At 57.3% G+C, this 18453-nt stretch carries 13 protein-coding genes; 4 read left to right on the top strand and 9 right to left on the bottom strand.

Going from position 1 to position 18453, the window contains the following annotated elements:
* Nucleotides 1-15: 15 nt before the first annotated feature.
* Nucleotides 16-558: a hypothetical protein gene (locus P0D71_RS06935; protein ID WP_408479549.1), complete on the bottom strand. Its 543-nt coding sequence runs from the start codon at nucleotides 556-558 to the stop codon at nucleotides 16-18.
* A gap of 216 nt (nucleotides 559-774) precedes the next feature.
* Between P0D71_RS06935 and P0D71_RS06930 the strand changes: the two genes are divergently transcribed.
* The 4 genes from P0D71_RS06930 (at nucleotide 775) to P0D71_RS06915 (ending at nucleotide 4402) form a co-directional block, all read left to right on the top strand.
* Nucleotides 775-1410 carry an SEN1982 family lipoprotein gene (locus P0D71_RS06930; protein ID WP_408479548.1) on the top strand — a complete coding sequence of 212 codons (636 nt, stop codon included), beginning with the start codon at nucleotides 775-777 and terminating at the stop codon, nucleotides 1408-1410.
* A 75-nt stretch (nucleotides 1411-1485) separates the two neighbouring features.
* On the top strand, nucleotides 1486-1620 hold the full coding sequence (locus P0D71_RS06925) for a GIY-YIG nuclease family protein (protein ID WP_408479547.1): 135 nt from the start codon (nucleotides 1486-1488) through the stop codon (nucleotides 1618-1620).
* Nucleotides 1621-1881: 261 nt separating this feature from the next.
* Entirely contained in the window at nucleotides 1882-2847 is a 966-nt protein-coding gene (locus tag P0D71_RS06920) for a DUF2971 domain-containing protein (protein ID WP_408479546.1), read from the top strand.
* 106 nt (nucleotides 2848-2953) lie between these two features.
* On the top strand, nucleotides 2954-4402 hold the full coding sequence (locus P0D71_RS06915) for a PIN-like domain-containing protein (protein ID WP_408479545.1): 1449 nt from the start codon (nucleotides 2954-2956) through the stop codon (nucleotides 4400-4402).
* Between the two features lie 70 nt (nucleotides 4403-4472).
* Here the strand turns inward: P0D71_RS06915 and P0D71_RS06910 are convergent, their stop codons facing one another.
* The 8 genes from P0D71_RS06910 to ttcA all read right to left on the bottom strand — a co-directional run bounded on the left by P0D71_RS06910 (nucleotide 4473) and on the right by ttcA (nucleotide 18450).
* A complete protein-coding gene (locus tag P0D71_RS06910) occupies nucleotides 4473-6086 on the bottom strand; it encodes a hypothetical protein (RefSeq protein ID WP_408479544.1) in 1614 nt (537 codons plus the stop codon).
* A 266-nt stretch (nucleotides 6087-6352) separates the two neighbouring features.
* On the bottom strand, nucleotides 6353-7210 hold the full coding sequence (locus P0D71_RS06905) for an HNH endonuclease (RefSeq protein ID WP_408479543.1): 858 nt from the start codon (nucleotides 7208-7210) through the stop codon (nucleotides 6353-6355).
* A gap of 6 nt (nucleotides 7211-7216) precedes the next feature.
* Entirely contained in the window at nucleotides 7217-8863 is a 1647-nt protein-coding gene (locus P0D71_RS06900) for an AAA family ATPase (RefSeq protein ID WP_408479542.1), read from the bottom strand.
* Between the two features lie 74 nt (nucleotides 8864-8937).
* Nucleotides 8938-11472: a S8 family serine peptidase gene (locus P0D71_RS06895; RefSeq protein ID WP_494478304.1), complete on the bottom strand. Its 2535-nt coding sequence runs from the start codon at nucleotides 11470-11472 to the stop codon at nucleotides 8938-8940.
* Nucleotides 11473-11551: 79 nt separating this feature from the next.
* The gene (locus P0D71_RS06890) at nucleotides 11552-12562 is read right to left on the bottom strand and encodes an AAA family ATPase (RefSeq protein WP_408479540.1); all 1011 of its coding nucleotides are present in this window, start codon (nucleotides 12560-12562) and stop codon (nucleotides 11552-11554) included.
* 1506 nt (nucleotides 12563-14068) lie between these two features.
* On the bottom strand, nucleotides 14069-15886 hold the full coding sequence (gene glmS, locus P0D71_RS06885) for a glutamine--fructose-6-phosphate transaminase (isomerizing) (RefSeq protein ID WP_408479539.1): 1818 nt from the start codon (nucleotides 15884-15886) through the stop codon (nucleotides 14069-14071).
* Nucleotides 15887-15952: 66 nt separating this feature from the next.
* Nucleotides 15953-17314 carry a bifunctional UDP-N-acetylglucosamine diphosphorylase/glucosamine-1-phosphate N-acetyltransferase GlmU gene (glmU, locus tag P0D71_RS06880; RefSeq protein ID WP_408344236.1) on the bottom strand — a complete coding sequence of 454 codons (1362 nt, stop codon included), beginning with the start codon at nucleotides 17312-17314 and terminating at the stop codon, nucleotides 15953-15955.
* A gap of 125 nt (nucleotides 17315-17439) precedes the next feature.
* The gene (gene ttcA, locus P0D71_RS06875; RefSeq protein WP_408479538.1) at nucleotides 17440-18450 is read right to left on the bottom strand and encodes a tRNA 2-thiocytidine(32) synthetase TtcA; all 1011 of its coding nucleotides are present in this window, start codon (nucleotides 18448-18450) and stop codon (nucleotides 17440-17442) included.
* Nucleotides 18451-18453 lie beyond the last annotated feature (3 nt).

The following is an 18453-nucleotide window of genomic DNA, read 5'->3' as shown; positions in this document are numbered from 1 at the left end:
CGGTAAGCGCTCCGGTCAGTAGTACGCGTTATTCAGCAGCCACGAACCATCCTGATTGATGAACTCATAGAAGAGAGCCTGGCTCTCGCCGCTCTCCGGGCTGTAGTAGACGGTCCGATACTGGAAAGCGTTGAGCGACTTCTGCGTCCACGAGTCCGTGCGCAAAATGCTGAGGCAGCGGTTCTTTGGAGCGTATTTCATCGATACCCATGGGCTTGGGATATATCCGTTGCCAATGCGGGCTGAGGTATACATGCTCAGGACACGGGAATCATTCGAGTCCTGATAGCACGCGGCCTTGGACATGACTGAGAGCATCACCGGTTGCGCCGAGCCGACCGCGTTGCGGAATGCAGCATCGCGCGACGACAGCGAAGCCGTCAGCGCGCTGCGCAGCTGTCCTTGCTGCTCGGCGGAGAGCGATGGTCCAAACATGGCGGGCGCGCCGCTGCCGTTCGGCGCCATTGCCTGATTAACCTGAGCAAGCCCGCTGTTAAGGCTCTGCAAAGCAGCGCCCGTCTCGGCGCAACCGGCGCATGCGACCGCCACTGCGGCCAAAGCAAGATGCAACTTCACGCGATAATCCTGTTAATGGGTTGTGACCTCTGGTTATCGGCTTCCGAGCTTAAGGTCTTTAGTCCTTTAGAAAAGATTCACCAGATTGAGGCGAAATAATCACACTCGGCTTGGAGCAGGAACATAAGGCGGAGATAATTGTTGCCGCGCGTTCTTGCAACGCAACTAAATATATTCAAAGCGCATAGGGGTGATTCAATGTTGAAGGCGAGTGTTATTGCGGCCGCTACTTGTGGTCTTTTGGCTTTGGCCGGCTGCGGCAGCAAGCAGGATGCGAATAAGAGCAACTTCCAGTCTGCTATCCAGGACTATCTTGATACCAAGAAAGGCGTGTGCGTCATGGTGCCCGCCAAAGAATTGCCTTTCACGCTTCAGAAGTCGGGGGGCATGGACTTCATTAACGCGCCAGAGAAAGCCGCAGCATTGGTAAGCGCCGGCTTGCTATCGACGAAAGACGCTCAGGTTAAGGCTGCCTTCGGCAATCAAATGGTGGCGGGCGTTGAATATTCGCTTACCGATGAAGGGAGGAAGTATCTCGTCAAAGGCGCAGCCGGCAACTTAGGCAACTGGGATGCCTTCTGCGGAGGCAAGTACAAGGTGAAGGATGTCGAGAACTTCACTCAGCCGGCGGATATGTTCGGCACCAAGATTTCGCAGGTCAACTACCTCTACGAGGTCGATGATGCACCGGCTTGGGCGAAGCAGCCTGCAATCCAGGCCGCTTACCCGTCAGTCCAGCATGATGTGACTGGGTCCCCTGGAGACAAGGCAGTGCTGGTTGCAACCAATGAGGGGTGGATGCACGAGCGCCTGTTCAAGAGCAAGGGCGGCTGATTGAGCTCTTCGCATGTGGACCGAGTTCGGGAAACGGGCGACGCTACCATTCCATTTGCATCCGATGTACAAGCGATGACTTGGTTGAAGAACGCGCCGGTCCTAGAGAAAACGCTTCATCGCAAGTTCGTGGAGGTCCAAGTGAACAAGGTGACTCCTCGTAAAGAGTTCTTCCGCGTGGGTCTCGCCGACCTCCGGGAGACAGCCTAAGACATGGACCTCCAAGTCTCCTGGACCAGCACGGAAGCTGCGACCCAGTATCGGGAAAGTTTCGCGATAGTGCGTCGAACTGAGGCCGACCCAGCTATGCTGAATAAATGGTTTTCGGCAGCACACTGCATACGAGGCAGCGATAGGTGAAGACGAAGGCGCATCCGTCGAGAGCCAGGACGTCGCTCTTTGACAATGATTGATGCATTCTTTAACAAAATCGCAGCCGGAGGGCGGCCTGCAAATTTAGGAAGGTTGGCCATGAGTGAAGTCACATTGCGGGAGATTCGTTCGCTCTTGTCAGAACGGACCGTGCGAGGAGAGAATTTTCCGGCGACCAAGCCGCTCATCTCTCACTACTGCTCCACATCAACACTCGAATCGATACTCAAGTATCGCCAAATCTGGCTCTCCAATCCGTTGCTCATGAACGACCTTGAGGAGCTTCGGTTCGGCATGCTGACTGGCCGTGAAAGGTTCCGTAGCAACGAGCAGTTGAAAGTCGCCTTGGGTTCGCAGTCCCGTTACAACGACTTCAAGAACCCCTTGGAGAATCTTTTTGATGGCTTTGCGAAGGAGGGCGCGTTTGACGTCTATATCGCCTGCTTCGCTCAACACCGGCGTAACGACGATGATGGTCTACTGTCAATGTGGCGTGGCTACGGGGCCAACGGAAACGGTGCATGCATCGTCTTCGATACCAGCGAGCTAAATGAGGTGGATGAGTCGCCTCTAATCATTGGCAAAGTCGAATACGCGAGCCGCAACGAGCGCATTGAGTGGATAGACGGCATCATCGCAACATTTGCTGAGATTCTGCAAGCGCACAGCGTCCCCGACGAGGAATTACGGTTCGCCTCGTGGATACTGTTCGAGAGACTGCTGATTTTCACGCTGTACACAAAACATTCCGGATTTCACGAGGAGCAAGAATGGCGGATTGTGTATATGCAGCATCGAGACCAAGAGGGATTGTTGGCGAAGATGCTCGACTATCATATCGGTCCGCGTGGTGCTGAGCCGAAGTTGAAATTTGACATCGCACCCCTTAAGGGCGTGGCGGATGAAGCGGTGTTAATAGACAAAATAGTCCACAAAATTATTTTGGGGCCGACGTCCGCCGCGGATATTCATCGACTGTCTGTGGCACGCATGCTGGAACGCATCGGACGAGGAGCGCTTGTGCCGAAACTGCTGTCGTCCACGATTCCATACAGGGCCGCCTAGGCCGTGCTCAACCTAAGAAATTTACGCATATCGCTGTAGCGACGAGACTACTCCGGCTACCCGCTCGCTGTTAATATCGGCGCCCAAATCACCCCAGAGTATAAAAATGCGCTTGAGCTTTTCAGGCTATTACCCGCCTACTGCAGATGAGCTTTCGCAGCTTTGGCTGGAAGGTACAATTGTTCTTGACACCAATGTCCTGCTTGACCTTTATCGCCTCCCCCAATTGGGTCGCGAAGCACTATTGTCGGCCTTGGGGCGACTCAAGGGTCGGCTGTGGATTCCGCATCACGTCGCTCTTGAATACCAACGGCGTCGCCTTTCAGCAATTTGGAATGAACGGTCAGAAACGGAAAAAGTTTTGGCCAGCTTTAGTGCTACGGTAGACGACGCCCGGAAGAAACTTCAACGGCTAGAATTGGAGAAGCGGGGCATCGATGTCGACGTGGACGGGATGCTGTTGGAACTCGAGACAGCGAATGCCAAAATCGTCGAAGCAGTGAGGAAGGCGCACAACGAGCAGATGGATATCTCATCTCATGACCCGGTACGAACAGCGCTGGACGACCTGTTGGGTGATGGGTGCGTAGGCACGGCGCCGGAGAATCAAGACGGGCTGGATGCGCTCGTGCGAGACGGAGAACAACGCTACGCCGATAAGATTCCTCCCGGGTATCGAGACGCTGGAAAGGCCAAGAACCCGGCCGACGCACACTTTCTTTTCGATGGATTAAAGTATGAGCGCCAATACGGCGACCTCATCATCTGGCGTCAGCTTCTCGACCATACAAAAGCGAGCAAGACGAAGTTAGTTCTTTTCATCACATCCGATAGAAAGGAGGACTGGTGGTGGGAGGAGCATGGCCGAACTCTTGGTCCTCGTCCCGAGCTAATTCGCGAGATTAAGGCCGTCGCAGAAGTGGAACATTTCTGGATGTACACCGCAGACCAGTTGCTTAAGCACGCAGCCAGTTACCTCGGCGCAGAGGTCTCGGAGCAAGCAGTCACTCAGGTCGAGGGCATATCCCACACACGGGAACTGATTCAGCGGGGGGCTAGACAAAGAGAAGGCATATCCGCCCCCAACTCGCCGGTCGAGCAAGCCGGCGAGTGGGCAAAGTTCGCTTTTTTGGAGTGGTTGGAGAAAGAAAAAGAGGGTGAATACTCTGCGCAAGCAATAGGTTTCCCCGACATACTAGGAGTGGATACAGAAGACGGCGCACACGGGTATGAAGTTAGATTCATCAAGGCACTTGAGCGAACGCCGTTCCGGCGGTCAGTTGAATTTGCCTTGGCACAGGGCTACGCTGAGGTTAGTCAGGGGAAACTCGACGCCTTTACGGTGGTGGTGGTTCTGGAATTCAATGAGCAGTGGATGGTCGTTGAGTCCGAGGAGGCTCGAAGAATACGTAAGGTTCTGTTCAGCCTTGTTCGCAAATATCCACTCTGTTCTGCTCTCGTGGGTTTTGTAGGACGCGAAGGATTTTCCGCAGTGTCACAAATCGATAGCAGCGTCATAGGCAGCGACTACGACGCCGACGGGTCGGCTCGCTGAAAAAAAATTGATGACTTCAGCGTCCATCGCACATCCGAGCAGCCTGACGGGCTGCCCGGGCGTGTGGGTGCTAGTCAATAGACGTCCACATTGTGGACGTTGCACCATCAGCCCGCTCCGCGCAGATAGTCAGGACGTTCATTGCCATAAAGCCCGCGTCCCCCAATGTCCTGTCGCGTGACTGAACAAACTCCACTTCCCGGCTGAAAATCAGCTTGATACCGCAACTGTTTGCGTCTTCCAACAGCTCTTGTGCCATCGTTTCGAAGCGTGGAGCCAGTTCGTCGAATGAGTTAGAACTGTTCGCATATTCTCCGGTTTCGAACGCCGCGATTTCTGCAATGTCTTTTGCTGTTTCGAGTAGCCTTCGTGCGTCACCGAAACCATCGTTGCGCAGTGAGTTACCTTCGAGACATCGGTACGCCATGGCTCCAGATACCATTTTCATGAACTGGTCGCCGGTATCAGCAGCGAACCCAAGACCATTTTCGTGTTGCGTGAGCAAATCGCCGGGCGCGACATCTAGGGTCAACGCCAGTTTGATAATCAGCGCCGGCGCGGCGAGTTCGAAATCCTGCAGCCGCTTCACGTCGCGGAAGGCGACTTCTGCTTTGCTCGCTAGCGCGGCGATAGTCATGGCCTGCCCTGTGGCAAGCGCCTCGATGCGTTGGTAACTTGCGCGTGCATGCCAGGTCGAATTGCCGGTACCACCAACAGCGAGCAGAGCTTCCGATACGTTACCAGGTAGGGCCTGACGGTAGCGCAGATAGCGCTGGAACACTGACTTCAGTGTCGGAGCGGCATCGGCTTTCTTTGCCTCGGCATCCTTGCCAGTCATGTCGACCCACGCTACCTCGACGCGGAAACTTTCATCGCGTCCCTCGAAATAGAAGCTGCCATGTTCGGCGCGGAAACTGTCGCATCCGGTTGCGTCAAGCATGAGAAACAACTCGCGCTCATCAGAGACGATGCGCGCGATGCGGCTCCGTAGTGCTGTGAGATTAAATGCTGCGCAATACCAAGGTGACAGGCTTTCGGGCACAGCACCGTTCAATACAAGCGCGGTTGAGCGAGCCTGCTCAATGTTTGCAATGGCCCTTCGAAGCGCAACTCGCAATACATCGTCGCCTATCGGTTGCAGGACGAGGTTTTCCGAAGCGAGACTGTCTTCCCGGACCTTGACCAACTGCACCATGAACCAGGGCGCATCTACTTGGCTGACCTCTAGTTGGAGTCCGCACGGATGCCGCGAGACCTTACAGAACGCGGGTCGCGTGCGAGAAGGCATGAGACCGAGAGCGGTCGTGAGAAGGCTGGTAACGGCTTCTCCAATGGACGCTACTGCTCGTGGTTCATGCATCTCGCCGTCAACTGCACACAGAATGACGTGAGTAGCTATAGGTTCTGCAGAGGCTTGCTTTGCCCGCATGTAGCAACTGTGCCCGGTAATACGAGCTAGGACTTCAAGTGCGTGCGTCTGCTTCAGCCTTATGGCATGTTCGGAAAGGGCGTCACGCCGCGGTCGAGCCATGGACTTGATGTCGACCATGGTCGTGAGTTCCAATGCCTGGCAGATGTCAACGGCGATTTCTAGCCTAAGCGCGTGGCCTTGGTCAGAAAGATATGAGCAGAGGATGTTTGCAGCAGATTGCGCGTCAGCGCGCGAAAGGTCAGCAGATGTCATGGCACAACTCCGTTCGTTGCGCTCACTCCGGGCGAAATCGAAAGGCGTCGCGCGTTGCCGTTTGCCTGAAGTGGGCGGGACGGGTTGTAAAGCCATGGCCACCAAAGGTGGTCTAGACCGGATTTGCCGTATCCGCTTTCGCGGTGCGCAACTGACAGGCTCCGGGCTGCACGGGAAGAATAAAAACATAATCCGGGCCGATAAGCAAGCAGCGAGCGCGAGAAGTGCCGCCGAGACCCTCGTTTTTCACCAACCGCACGTTATGGCTAGGCGCCGAGACTTATTTGACCCAGCCTGAAGCCACCATCACAGAATTCGATGCATCCGGCCAATCCGTGAAGGAGTGCGGTCTTCCAGTGATTGAGCCCGTTCGCACGCTCTTGCGAGGCCGCGGACCTAGCGAGAAAGTGCGACACTGCGAGCGCGGCCTCGGGGGTTTCGTAAGCACTTTCTAAGCCGGTCTCCAGAGAAACGAGGAAGTCCGTGACCTCGCCCTTCAGACGAGTGTTGAGTTCAAGTCTCTGGAACTGGTAGGTTAGCCTTCGGAAAACATGCTCTGACAGTGCCGGCGTCTGTACGACTTCGAACTGTGTGACAAGTGCTCCATCCACCATGACGCATCTTGCAACGAAAAATCGCTCGGCGGGCAGGTCGGCAAAGTAAGCATTGATAAAGCGCTGATGTTCATCCTGACCGCCAACAGTCGCCCCTTTCTTCTGGTTGCACGTACTGCACGCCGGAATAAGATTGCGCGCATACACGGCCAGAGCCCGATATGTCGAACGCGGAAGATGATGGTCAAGAGACGTGATTGGCGCAAAGCCGCAGAAGGGGCACCGTAGTATGCCGGCTTGCAATCGCGTCCGGAGGTGCGCAAGACGGCTGCCGATTTGCGTAGCGTCGTATCCGTCATATACCGCTTGGGCGGTAACACCGGAAATATCGCTGGCCTCCAGTCCGGCGCCGGGTTCTCCCCGGAGGGCGTCATAGAGCTGATATAGAGCGAGGAAAGCGGCTCTCTCGTCTTCTGTCAGTTCGACGACGGGCGCCCCTCGCGTGGGGGTGAGTGCGATAACCAGTTCATCGATAGCTGAACTATTGTCTGGCAAAGGGAGTCGCCACATGTCTCGTTACCGCGCAGATGCCAGTACGGACATTACGTATGCGCGCGCCTGAAGGCTCAGGCCGCCCGTTTCAAAGAGTTCCTCTATCTGGTCTAGGTTCTGCATCTGCCTTGCTAGTTTCCTTAAGGTTTCGTTGAAGTCGGTGATTTCCGATGTGAGGTTGAACACGCTTGATGTGAGAATCCCGATATTCTCGCCAAAAGTTTCTGCGCCAGGCGGCTGAACAACGGTCTCTGAGCCTTCTCTTGAAATGATGTGCACATGCTTCGCCATGGTCTCCTGCAACACCACAGGCGAATGCGTTGCTACCACGGCATATGCGTCTTTAGCCGCGAGCACTTTACGTAATGAATGCATCAATGAGGCGAGCAATGGTGGATGCAGGTGTGTTTCCGGTTCGTCAAAGAGTACGAGTGAACGAGGCTCAACGTAGGCCACAAGACTGCAAATCACATGCAAAACGATTTTATGGCCTGTACTCCATCCCAAAAACATCTGCTCGCAGTTGCCGGACATTAGCTGCGAGTAGAGCGTAGACCGAAGGTCATTGAACGACGGGTCTGCGAGAATTGGCAGTAACGCCGTGGCTAGAAGCGAGCCGCGTTCGAGTGACCTGATGCGGTCGACAATTCGAGAAAATTCCGCACTCAGCGTCTGAGCCGATTTGAGCACGGTTGTCTGTTGGCGGTCCTCCAATGGAACATACTGCTCATCGGGTCCCCGCGATTGGTCAAGCTCCGACGCCAACTCGGTTCCTATGTCGCGCAGCCCGCAGAAGATAAACCGGCCGGTCCCTCGAGCTAGCTCTTCGGAAATCGTCCTTCGCTCCCGTCGCGTAACGCCTGGCACCTGAAAGTTGTCAAATCCGCTATAGGAAATGGTGAGGACGCGAGAAAATCCCATGCCGACTGGCGTCAACTCGCCGAGTTCTGCTAGGCTGTTCCGCTGTCTGTCGCCGCGTGATGCGTGCGCAAATCTTGCGAGCCGCGACAGTAAAGTGCTTTTCCCGGAACCGTTCCTCCCGATGACAACAGAGATTCGACGCGGTAGCTCCGCCGGCGGATAGTCGGCAGAACGTTCCTGATATGGTCGTAAATCCGGGACGTTCGGCGCATCGAAGGAGAAGTCAACCGGGCTGGACCAGCCAGACATCCGGAATTGGAAGTGGGAATCGAGACTCGGTAGTTCACTATAGTTTTGCTCGAGAATCGTCGACGCCAGCGGGACGAACTCGTCAAACGAGCCGACTTCCCGGAGCAGTGACTTCGTCCAACCGACCTCGGATTCGAAACGAGTTACCCGACTGCGGTCGCGAACAACATCCTTCAGCGCAGACAGAATGTAGTTTCTGTCTTCCTCTGGCATTTCCGCTATTCGTTGGTAGTAGTCGAGCGATTGACCCAAGGAGCAAAATTCGTCCTCAAGTGAATTAAACCCCCCGCGAAGCAGGGATGAATCTGTCTCCGGCTGGTCGTTGCACAGTATCTTTACGTTCCCAATGTGGCCGAGATTCCCATTTTCGTCGGCATAACTCAAGTGGTACTGAGTCTTGTAGCCATAATCATCCCAGGCATCCTGCGTCAAGATGAACGAACGAGGGTACGCCGTGCGGAGTGATGTTCTGGGTGGAACAACGCGAATTCTTGGGTCCATGCAGGTGTTCTATCGTCGGTGTTCGAGAGTCAATTGGACGGTTCTCCCATGTCAAACGGTGAACAAATGTTCGCCTAACCTTGGCCGCTTGGCACGTCAATATCGATTGCGACGTCCTGTTCAATGATATTTGCTATCGGAGTGTAGATGTCTGTGTCAACACCGTCGCTGACTTTCAGCGAGACTACCAGTGCATACCTTGCTTTCGCGCTGAATTGTTGAAGCTCCGTCCAGTCCTTCCACCATCCGCCCACCGGGAACACAGCAATTTGCGATTTGGACGCGAGCTGTGCCGCGGTCCCAGTCCAGACGTCCGAATGCAGCGACCCCCGTGCCCGCAATTGCGGGCCGTATCTCCAGTCCTTCAGGTCAGGGTCTTTGAATTCCTCGGAGTCGGCGCCGGCACGCTCAAGTTTGTTGATGCGTTGCATGAACGCGGCATCGTCCTCCGACGCTCCCTTTACGGCATATTTGAGTGCGAAAGACTGATAGCGATATTTGCTTTGCCATCCGCGCGCGCTCGGATTGGGTTCGATGAAGTACGAAAGGGTTATTCGAACTTCGACCTGAATTTCACCCAATTTCGTTAGTTCGTCTGCGGGCCACGGGAGGTCATGAAGTTGCATGGCCCCGAGCACGACGTTGCGCTTCTCATTGACGCGATAGGGATTAAATGCCCGTTGTATGACCATCGTCGGCCGATGAGCCGTTGAGAACTGGGAATGGTCATGGCTTACGAGGCCGAATCCGAAGGTCCGGAGCAACTTCTCTTTGTCCAGACGCTTTCGATTTGCTGGCAAGGGCGCAGTCATGGCGTCCGTATGTTCCGCCCCGTGGGCAACAAGCGCGCGGATGGTTTCTGGCCAATAGTCGGGGTACTGCGCACGCAAGTGCGCGCAGATGCGGGCAACCTCTGCAGCCGCTCCACTGGTGTCCCCGGTCGATGCCAGCAGGTTCTTGGCCGGTGTATTTGAAGTGGTCAAAACACGGAGCGATTCAGGCCCAACCGTCGGGTGAATGCCTGCATCGAGCGAACCGTTACCACCTTCGGCTACCACGTCCGGCTTAAATGGCCATGACGACTCGGCCCAAACCCATGATGTCGTTGACGATGGAGACAGATGGCCCTTTTGGGCAATGACGCTGTAAGACGGATACTTCTTGCGGTCAATCTGTACGAGTGATGTTGCTGCACCGACTGTCAGTGCATTCCATGCTTGTGCTGGATTTTGGACCGGGCTGTTCCAGTTCGTTTCAGGATATTCGTTCCAGTAATTCCAGTGAACGTTCCCGGCGGATTGCACAAAGAGCCTTGGCACACGCGGGGCCTGCTCGCCAAGTTCTATGCTTGTGACATCGACGGGCGGACGTCCGAACGCAAGTTGGTCGATAGTTGCCGACCACTCCGACGGCGCTCCAAACAGGTGCCCAACCGAAGTCGTCATCGTGGCAAAAACACGTGGGCGCTTCGGCGCACCGGCTTCGACGCGGGCGACGGACTCGATTGCAACCGCACCCCACAGGTGGGGGGCAGTTTCTCCTTCCGGTGGAAGAATCTTCACTGACTCCAGTCGGTGCGGGAGGTCGATTTCGTGCTCTACGTTGAGTGCGTGGGTTAAGTCGCCGAAGAGGGCAACACCCGCCATTTCACTTCCGTGCCCGTCATGGTCGTGACGCTTCCACTCCAGCTTGTGCGTGTGAGTGTCATCGGGGCTTAGGGCATTCGCCAGCAACGGATGACCGTTGTTCACGCCGGTGTCAAGGATGCAAACATAAGGCGCAGCGTCCTCATCAGCGTATGAAGTTCGCGCAAGGAGTTCGTTTACCCACTCGGCCTGCTCGGCTGGGGTTATGTCATCCAAGAAGAATTCCGCGTTCGGCTCCACGAATCGGATTTCTGCGACCCGGTCCAGCAATTCTGCGGTCCGTTCGAGATTGGCTCGAGTGCCGTAAGCGGCAACTACGACACGTCCCGGAAACCGCACATAGCCGTCCTCGACTCTTATCCCGAGTGTTAGTGTATGTTGCTGAAACTGCTTTATAAGGTCCGGGATGGAGCCGGTAGTGTGCCGCAGCCAGAGTTGAAACCAGTGACATTGCTCGTCCTCGGGAGCGTCTGCAGTGTCCGACCATAGCTCCGAAAATGCGGCGCGTTTGATGTTTTCTATTGCGTTGACTAACGCCGCATTCTTCCGCGCATCGGGATTCTCGGACTCAATGTAGGCTTTAATGCGCCGTACGAAGCCAGAGAGCCCACCGTCCGGCACCAGCAGAACTGCGACGTCCGAATTCTTATGCACTTGGACTGCCAATAACTCAATCCCGTTAAGTTTCCACTCGATTTTGCTGTAGTCAATGAGACCGCTGGGCGAAAACTCGACGGCAATGGTCATGCCTCGGCGCTCAGGCAGTCCTAGCTGTTTTCTGGTCTGCTCTAGGTCCTCGATTGTGCCTGTGAGTTCCTCAAGTTGAGCTAGTAGCCGTCTGCCATGCGCGCCGCCGTCGCCTCTTTGGGGAGCAACCTTTTGGCGCGCAGATAACGGTGACTGGAAAGCGAGGGCGGAGACGCGCCCATCCACGGACAGATGACGCAGAAGTTTATCTGCCATTCTCTCAGCTCTATGTTTGTTTTATTCGTCTGAGAGTCTACCGCAAGATTTCCCGACTAATTCATAGGAGATGTTATTTTTACGGATGCAGGTTGCGGCCCTGTGCGCGCTCTTCCAAATGGAGCATTACGCTGGCTTCACTTACGGTTTTTTGACCTTCCATAATCGCGTCTTTTAATGCGTCAAGACATGCTTTGACGATGTCCGCGTGTGACTCACCGTTGCCAGCTAGCGCCAGACGGTGGTAGTCGATGTCGGATGTTCCAAACGCCCCTAAGCTGTTTTTCAAGAGCGCTTCAATCTGGCGTTGGTCGGGCGCCTCGTACTTGATGACATCATCGAATCGACGGAAGAGAGCGGTATCCAAGTCCTTGCCGTGATTTGTTGCCGCTATTAGAAGGCTGTCGGATGCGTCCTGCTCGATAAGCTGCAAGAACATATTCAGCGTACGACGCATCTCAGCTACGTCATGTTGGCTACCGCGCTGGAGCCCCAGCGAATCAAACTCGTCAAAAAAATAAACGCCGCGGGTCGACTTTAGCGCTTCAAAAACTAGCCGCAGCTTTGACGCGCTTTCTCCCATGAATTTGGTGATAAGGCTATCAAACCGCGCGGTGAACAGCGGCAGACGCAACTCGCCGGCCAAGGCTGCAGCCGTCATGGTCTTGCCCGTGCCCGGCGGCCCAACGAGAAGCAATTTCCTGCGCGGGCTTAAGCCGTGGCCACGTAACTGTTCGTGATGCCGCTGCTCCCGAAGCACTCGGTTCAACTTTGTACGCACAGAGTCCGACAGAACCATTTGCTGCAAATGCTCGTCCGGATACTGCACCGACAACAGCTCGGAGAGCTCGCCTTTCGGCTGGGCGAGCGGAATCGCCGCGCCTCCGGGCCCTTTGCTGCGGACAGACGAAAGCTCTGGTTTCTTCCCAGACTTCGCTGCATCAACGAGGTCGCGGAGTTCGGCCGCCAGTTTGGTATGACCTCGATGAGCCTCGTCCGCCGCCATTTGCATGGCGACCGCGTAGAAATGCTCGTGGTTATCACCAGCATATGCGCGAAGTAATGCCTTCACTTGGTCGGAACGTGCCATCAGGAACCTCGAATAGTCTCGAAACGAAGTATAGACTTCATGCCGGAATGATGATGCTATTATAGCAATTCGATGCCATTACAGCACTTACGTAAGAATGTTTCCTCCACGCACACAGGGCGAGCTGATTAAGTGGGCGCGCGGCAGCAGCACTCAAGCTGAGTTCGCAATCGCTCACAGAGTCGACAAGTCGGCCCTGTCCCGGTACGAATCCGAAAAGCTCGGGGCTCCAACGCGGCTGATTAACGACTGCCTGTCGCAACTCGCCGACTTTTTGCTGGCCAACCCGGGCGCAACAGACGGAATCAAAAATGCCCTAGACAACGCAAGGAAGACGGTTGCACTGCTTGAGTCCCTCGCCGGCGTCGAGGCATAGCAACCGGCGAATACTGTATTTTTATACAGTATTCGCCGGTTGCGCCAGATAATGTCGTAGACGTTGGTTGGCGGGTTGAGTTGAGCCGTCGTCCGACACGTCGTAGAAGACACCAAATTGGGAGCCGCGCCTCAGCCACGATGGATGCACTGAGGTTCGGTTACTTCTTGCCTCCAGCGGGTGTTGCACTTCCCGGATTGCCACCAGACTTTGCACCGACGGTGGTGCTTGGCCAGTTGCCGCCTAGAAACCCATTGGGACCACGACGTCCACGAGGACTTCCGGACTTCGAACCGCTTCCGGTGGGTTGGCCACCACCCGTCCGCTCGCCTTTCCTATCTGACCAGACCGAGGATTATTGGTCGACTGATGGCTTGCCAGCAGATGGGCACGAGCCGCCCAAGGGCTGATAACCCCCTCACTCCTTCGCTAAGTCGGATAAAGCGTTCGGCTACACAGCGGATGGGCTCGCTACCTATCGACACTATCGCGGCAGACCTGCCCAGTTCGCTCCGGGCGCTACGCCAGCGGCAACTACTAGACCTTTTGATATCAGACGCTGGGAACGACGTCGAGGTCGTCTCGCGAGAACTCGGCCTGCGAGGAGAGATGCGTGAGCGCCTGCGGCGTGCGCTCGACCGGATGGCCTGCGCACAAAGCGTCTTGGAATCAATGAGGACAGATGGCGCAGCGGCAGGAATCGAGGGCTCAGCGGCCGGGTTGCGGATGAGGGAAGCGGTGGGATTGCTGGCAAGGGGGTGGCCGGATGACTATCCGGCTGGGGCGGTCGAGTGGTCGTTGCTGCAGTCGCCACCGCGTTTGGTGGGCGCTTTAGCATTTCGACCACGCCACGTAACGGCGAAAGCCGATTGGGCCGTTGCTGACCAAGACGGAAGGCGCGCGGAAACCAGCTCTTAGCACCGCCAGCAGTCTCCGCTCGTGCATCATTCCGAGTGACTTTTCGCGAAACTTGCCCGCTAAAGCCACCGAATTTCGACCTCGCAATTAGAAGCATTTACGCTTTGCAAACAAAGGCCTGGCGACAAAAAACTTGTCGAGAACAGCTAGAAGCGTTTACCTGTAAACGCTTCTATTTCAGCTTCGCAGTCGCGACGCAAGCACCCGCTCCCTCACTCCACCGTGACCGACTTCGCGAGATTCCGTGGCTTATCCACGTCCGTACCCCGAGCACATGCCGTGTGATACGCCAGCAACTGCAGCGGCACCACATGCAGGATCGGCGACAGCAGACCATAATGTTCTGGCATCCGGATCACATGCAAGCCTTCGTCGTTGACGATCTTCGTATCCGCGTCGGCGAACACATACAACTGACCGCCGCGCGCTCGCACTTCCTGAATATTCGACTTCAGCTTTTCCAGCAGCGCGTCGTTCGGCGCCACCGTGACCACCGGCATGGCTTCGGTCACGAGTGCAAGCGGCCCATGCTTCAGTTCGCCGGCCGGATAAGCCTCGGCGTGAATATACGAGATCTCCTTGAGCTTCAGCGCGCCTTCCAGTGCGATCGGGTAGTGCAGACCGCGCCCAAGGAACAGCGCATGTTCCTTGCGCGAAAACTCTTCCGACCACGCGATGATCTGCGGCTCCAGCGCCAGCACACTATTCAACGCAGCCGGCAAGTGGCGCAGTTGCTTCAGATATTCAGCTTCCTGCTCTTCGCTCACACGACCGCGCAGTTTGCCCAACGTCGCCGCCAGCACGAACAGCGCGACCAGTTGCGTTGTAAACGCCTTGGTCGATGCCACGCCGATCTCGCGGCCCGCGTGCGTCAGGAATGACAACCCGGTCTGCCGCACCATGGCGCTCGTACCGACGTTGCAGATCGCCAGCGTGTGTTGATGACCGAGTTCCTGCGCATGCTTGAGCGCCGCCAGCGTGTCCGCCGTCTCACCCGATTGGGATATCACCACGACCAGCGACTTCGGATTCGGCACCGACTCGCGGTAGCGATATTCGCTGGCAATTTCCACCTGAGTGGGAATCTTTGCGATCGATTCGAGCCAGTACTTCGCCGTCAGCCCCGAGTAGTAGCTCGTGCCGCACGCCAGAATCAGCAGGCTGTCGATTTCCGCGAATACCTTGCCCGCGCCCTCGCCGAATAGCGACGGATCGAACGAATCCGATTGCGGGATCGTGTCGGTGATCGCGCGCGGCTGCTCAAAAATTTCCTTCTGCATGAAGTGGCGATACGGGCCGAGTTCGACCGCGCCGCCATATGCCGCAACTTGACGCACTTCGCGCTGCGCTTCGTAGCCGTCGCGATCGGCGATACGCACGCCCTCGAGCGACAGTTCGCAAACGTCGCCTTCTTCGAGGAAGATGAACCGTTCGGTGCTGCCCGCGAGCGCCAGCGCGTCCGAAGCGAGGAAGTTCTCGCCCTGGCCGAGCCCGACCACCAGCGGCGAGCCCTGCCGCGCGCCGACCACCGTATGCGGCTGGTCCTTATGCAACACGGCAATCGCATACGCGCCGTGCAATTGCCCGACGGCTTCACGCACAGCCGCGAACAGATCGCCGCGATACAGGCTGTGAATCAGATGCGCGATAACCTCTGTGTCGGTCTGCGAGACAAACGTGTAACCCTTGCCGCGCAGCATTTCGCGCAGCGTTTCGTAATTCTCGATGATGCCGTTGTGTACCAACGCGAGTGCATCTTTCGAGAAGATCGGGTGCGCGTTGTCCGTGACCGGCGCGCCGTGCGTCGCCCAGCGCGTATGCGCGATACCCGTGATGCCTTCGAGATGGCTCTCGCGCACCTGCTCGTCGAGATCGGCTACGCGCGCCACGCTGCGCGCACGGCGCGGACCGTCGGCGCCGAGCACGGCCACGCCGCACGAATCGTAGCCGCGATATTCGAGACGACGCAGTCCTTCGATCAGGACCGGAACGATATTACGTTGCGCTACCGCGCCGACAATGCCACACATGGCTCATTCCTTTTCAGTGCTAGTGCCGGGTTTCAAGGAGCGCGCCTTGTGCGCGCGTCACGCCGATCAACTCTTTTTCTTGGTCGGGCGCACGTAGCCCGTTTTGCTCGTTTGCGTCTTGTCGTTCAGGACCAGCGCGTCAGCTTCGACGTCCTTCCAGACCGTGGTGCCCGCCGCGATCGTCACGCCGCGCTTCACACGCACCGGGGCGACCAGTTGTGTATCCGACCCGACGAAAACGTCGTCTTCGATAATCGTGCGGAATTTGTTCGCGCCGTCGTAATTGCAGGTGATGGTGCCCGCGCCGATGTTCACACGCGCACCGATATCCGCGTCGCCGATATACGTGAGGTGATTCGCTTTCGAGCCGTGACCGAGCACCGCGTTCTTCACTTCGACGAAGTTGCCGACATGCGACTCGTCGTGCAGCGACGCGCCGGGGCGCAGGCGCGCGTACGGTCCGAGCACGACATTCGCGCCGACTTCGGCGCCTTCGATATGCGTGAACGCGTCGACGCGCGTGCCGGCGCCAATGTTCGCATTGCGGATCACGCAGTTCGGCCCGACGGTGACGTTGTCGGCCAGCGTAACGCGGCCTTCGAACACGCAGTTCACGTCGATCGAAACATCGCGGCCACATTCGAGCGTGCCGCGCACGTCCAGACGCGCCGGATCGGCAAGGGTCACACCCGCGACCAGCAACGCATCCGCCACGTTGTGCTGATGAATCCGCTCGAGTTCGGCAAGCTGCTGCTTGCTGTTCACGCCGAGCGTTTCCCATTCGTCGTCCGGTTGCGTGGTGACGACTTCAAGGCCGGCTTCGATCGCCATCTCGACCGCGTCGGTCAGATAGAACTCGCCTTGCGCATTGTCGTTCTTCAACGCGGCAAGCCAGCCGCCCAGACGCTCGGTCGGCGCGACGATGATGCCGGTGTTGATCTCGGCGATCTTAAGCTGCTCGGGCGTAGCGTCTTTCTGTTCGACGATGCGCGCCACCTTGCCTTGTGCATCACGCACGATGCGGCCGTAGCCGCTCGGGTCCGCGAGCGTGACGGTGAGCACGCCGTAGCCGCCCTGCCCCGCGCGCTCGGTCAATGCCTGCAGCGTGCTGGCGCGCGTGAGCGGCACGTCGCCATACAGCACCAGCGTGGGCGCGGACGGATCGAGCAGCGGCAACGCCTGCTGCACCGCGTGGCCCGTGCCGAGCTGCTGTTCCTGCACGGCGAACTGCACGTCCGGCGCGGCGACGGCTTTGCGCACCGCTTCGGCACCGTGGCCGATCACCACCACGAGATGCGTGGGCTTGAGCGTGCGAGCCGTTTCGATGACGTGAGCGAGGAGCGGCCGACCGGCCAGGGGATGCAGCACCTTGGGAAGCGCGGACCGCATGCGCTTGCCGGTGCCTGCCGCCAAAATCACAATGTTCATGGCACGGCAAATAGACGAGTTTGGAGCCGACGATTCTAACACGCACCCTCTAACGAAAAAGGCCGCTGTCGCGGCCTCGTTGCAAGCTGAAATGGGCGGAGACGCCCATTCCACGGGCGTTTTGGTCAAAGATCGTCAAACTGGACGATCGCAATCGATTGCGCTCCACCGAGCGTCGCGCTATTACCGGCATCGGTCGAACACGGCTCTTCGTCGAACGCGATATCGCCTTGCGGATCGGCCTCGCCGGTTGCCCGCAGGCCAGCGAACGGGAACAGCTTGTGGTCCATCAAATGCGAAGGCACGACGTTCGACAACGCATTGAACATATTTTCAATGCGGCCCGGGAAGCGCTTCTCCCAGTCGCGGACCAGCGCCTTCATTTCCGCGCGCTTGAGATTCGGCTGGCTGCCGCAGAGATTGCACGGAATGATCGGGAATTCGCGCAACTCGGCGTACTTCTCCAGATCGGTTTCTTTCACGTAGGCGAGCGGGCGGATCACGATATTCTTGCCGTCGTCCGATTGCAGCTTGGGCGGCATGCCCTTCAGCTTGCCGCCGTAGAACATGTTCAGCAGCAGCGTTTGCAGAATGTCGTCGCGATGATGGCCGAGCGCGATCTTGGTCGCGCCGAGTTCGCCCGCCACGCGGTACAGAATGCCGCGCCGCAGCCGCGAGCACAGCGAGCAGGTGGTCTTGCCTTCCGGCACCAGCCGCTTGACGATGCTGTACGTGTCCTGGTTCTCGATGTGAAACGGAATGTCGAGTTGCTTCAGGTACTCGGGCAGCACGTGCTCGGGGAAGCCCGGCTGCTTCTGGTCGAGATTCACCGCGACGATGTCGAAGTTGATCGGCGCGCGCTCGCGCAGCCGCATCAGGATTTCGAGCATCGCATAGCTGTCCTTGCCGCCGGACAGACACACCATGACCTTGTCGCCGTCCTCGATCATGTTGAAGTCGACGATCGCCTCGCCAACCTGGCGCGCAAGCCGCTTGAACAGCTTGTTGTTCTCGTACGCTTCTTTCTGTTCGCGGCGCGTGAGCGGCGACTTCTTACGCGCGGCGGCCGGCGTGGCGCCGGTTGCGTCAGCGGCTGCGTCGGCCGTGGCGCCGTTCAGGATTTGCGGAGCATTCATGGC

Source organism: Paraburkholderia sp. RL17-383-BIF-A, from assembly GCF_046028015.1.
Taxonomy (GTDB): Bacteria; Pseudomonadota; Gammaproteobacteria; order Burkholderiales; family Burkholderiaceae; genus Paraburkholderia.
This window is presented reverse-complemented; position numbering and strand designations above follow the sequence as displayed.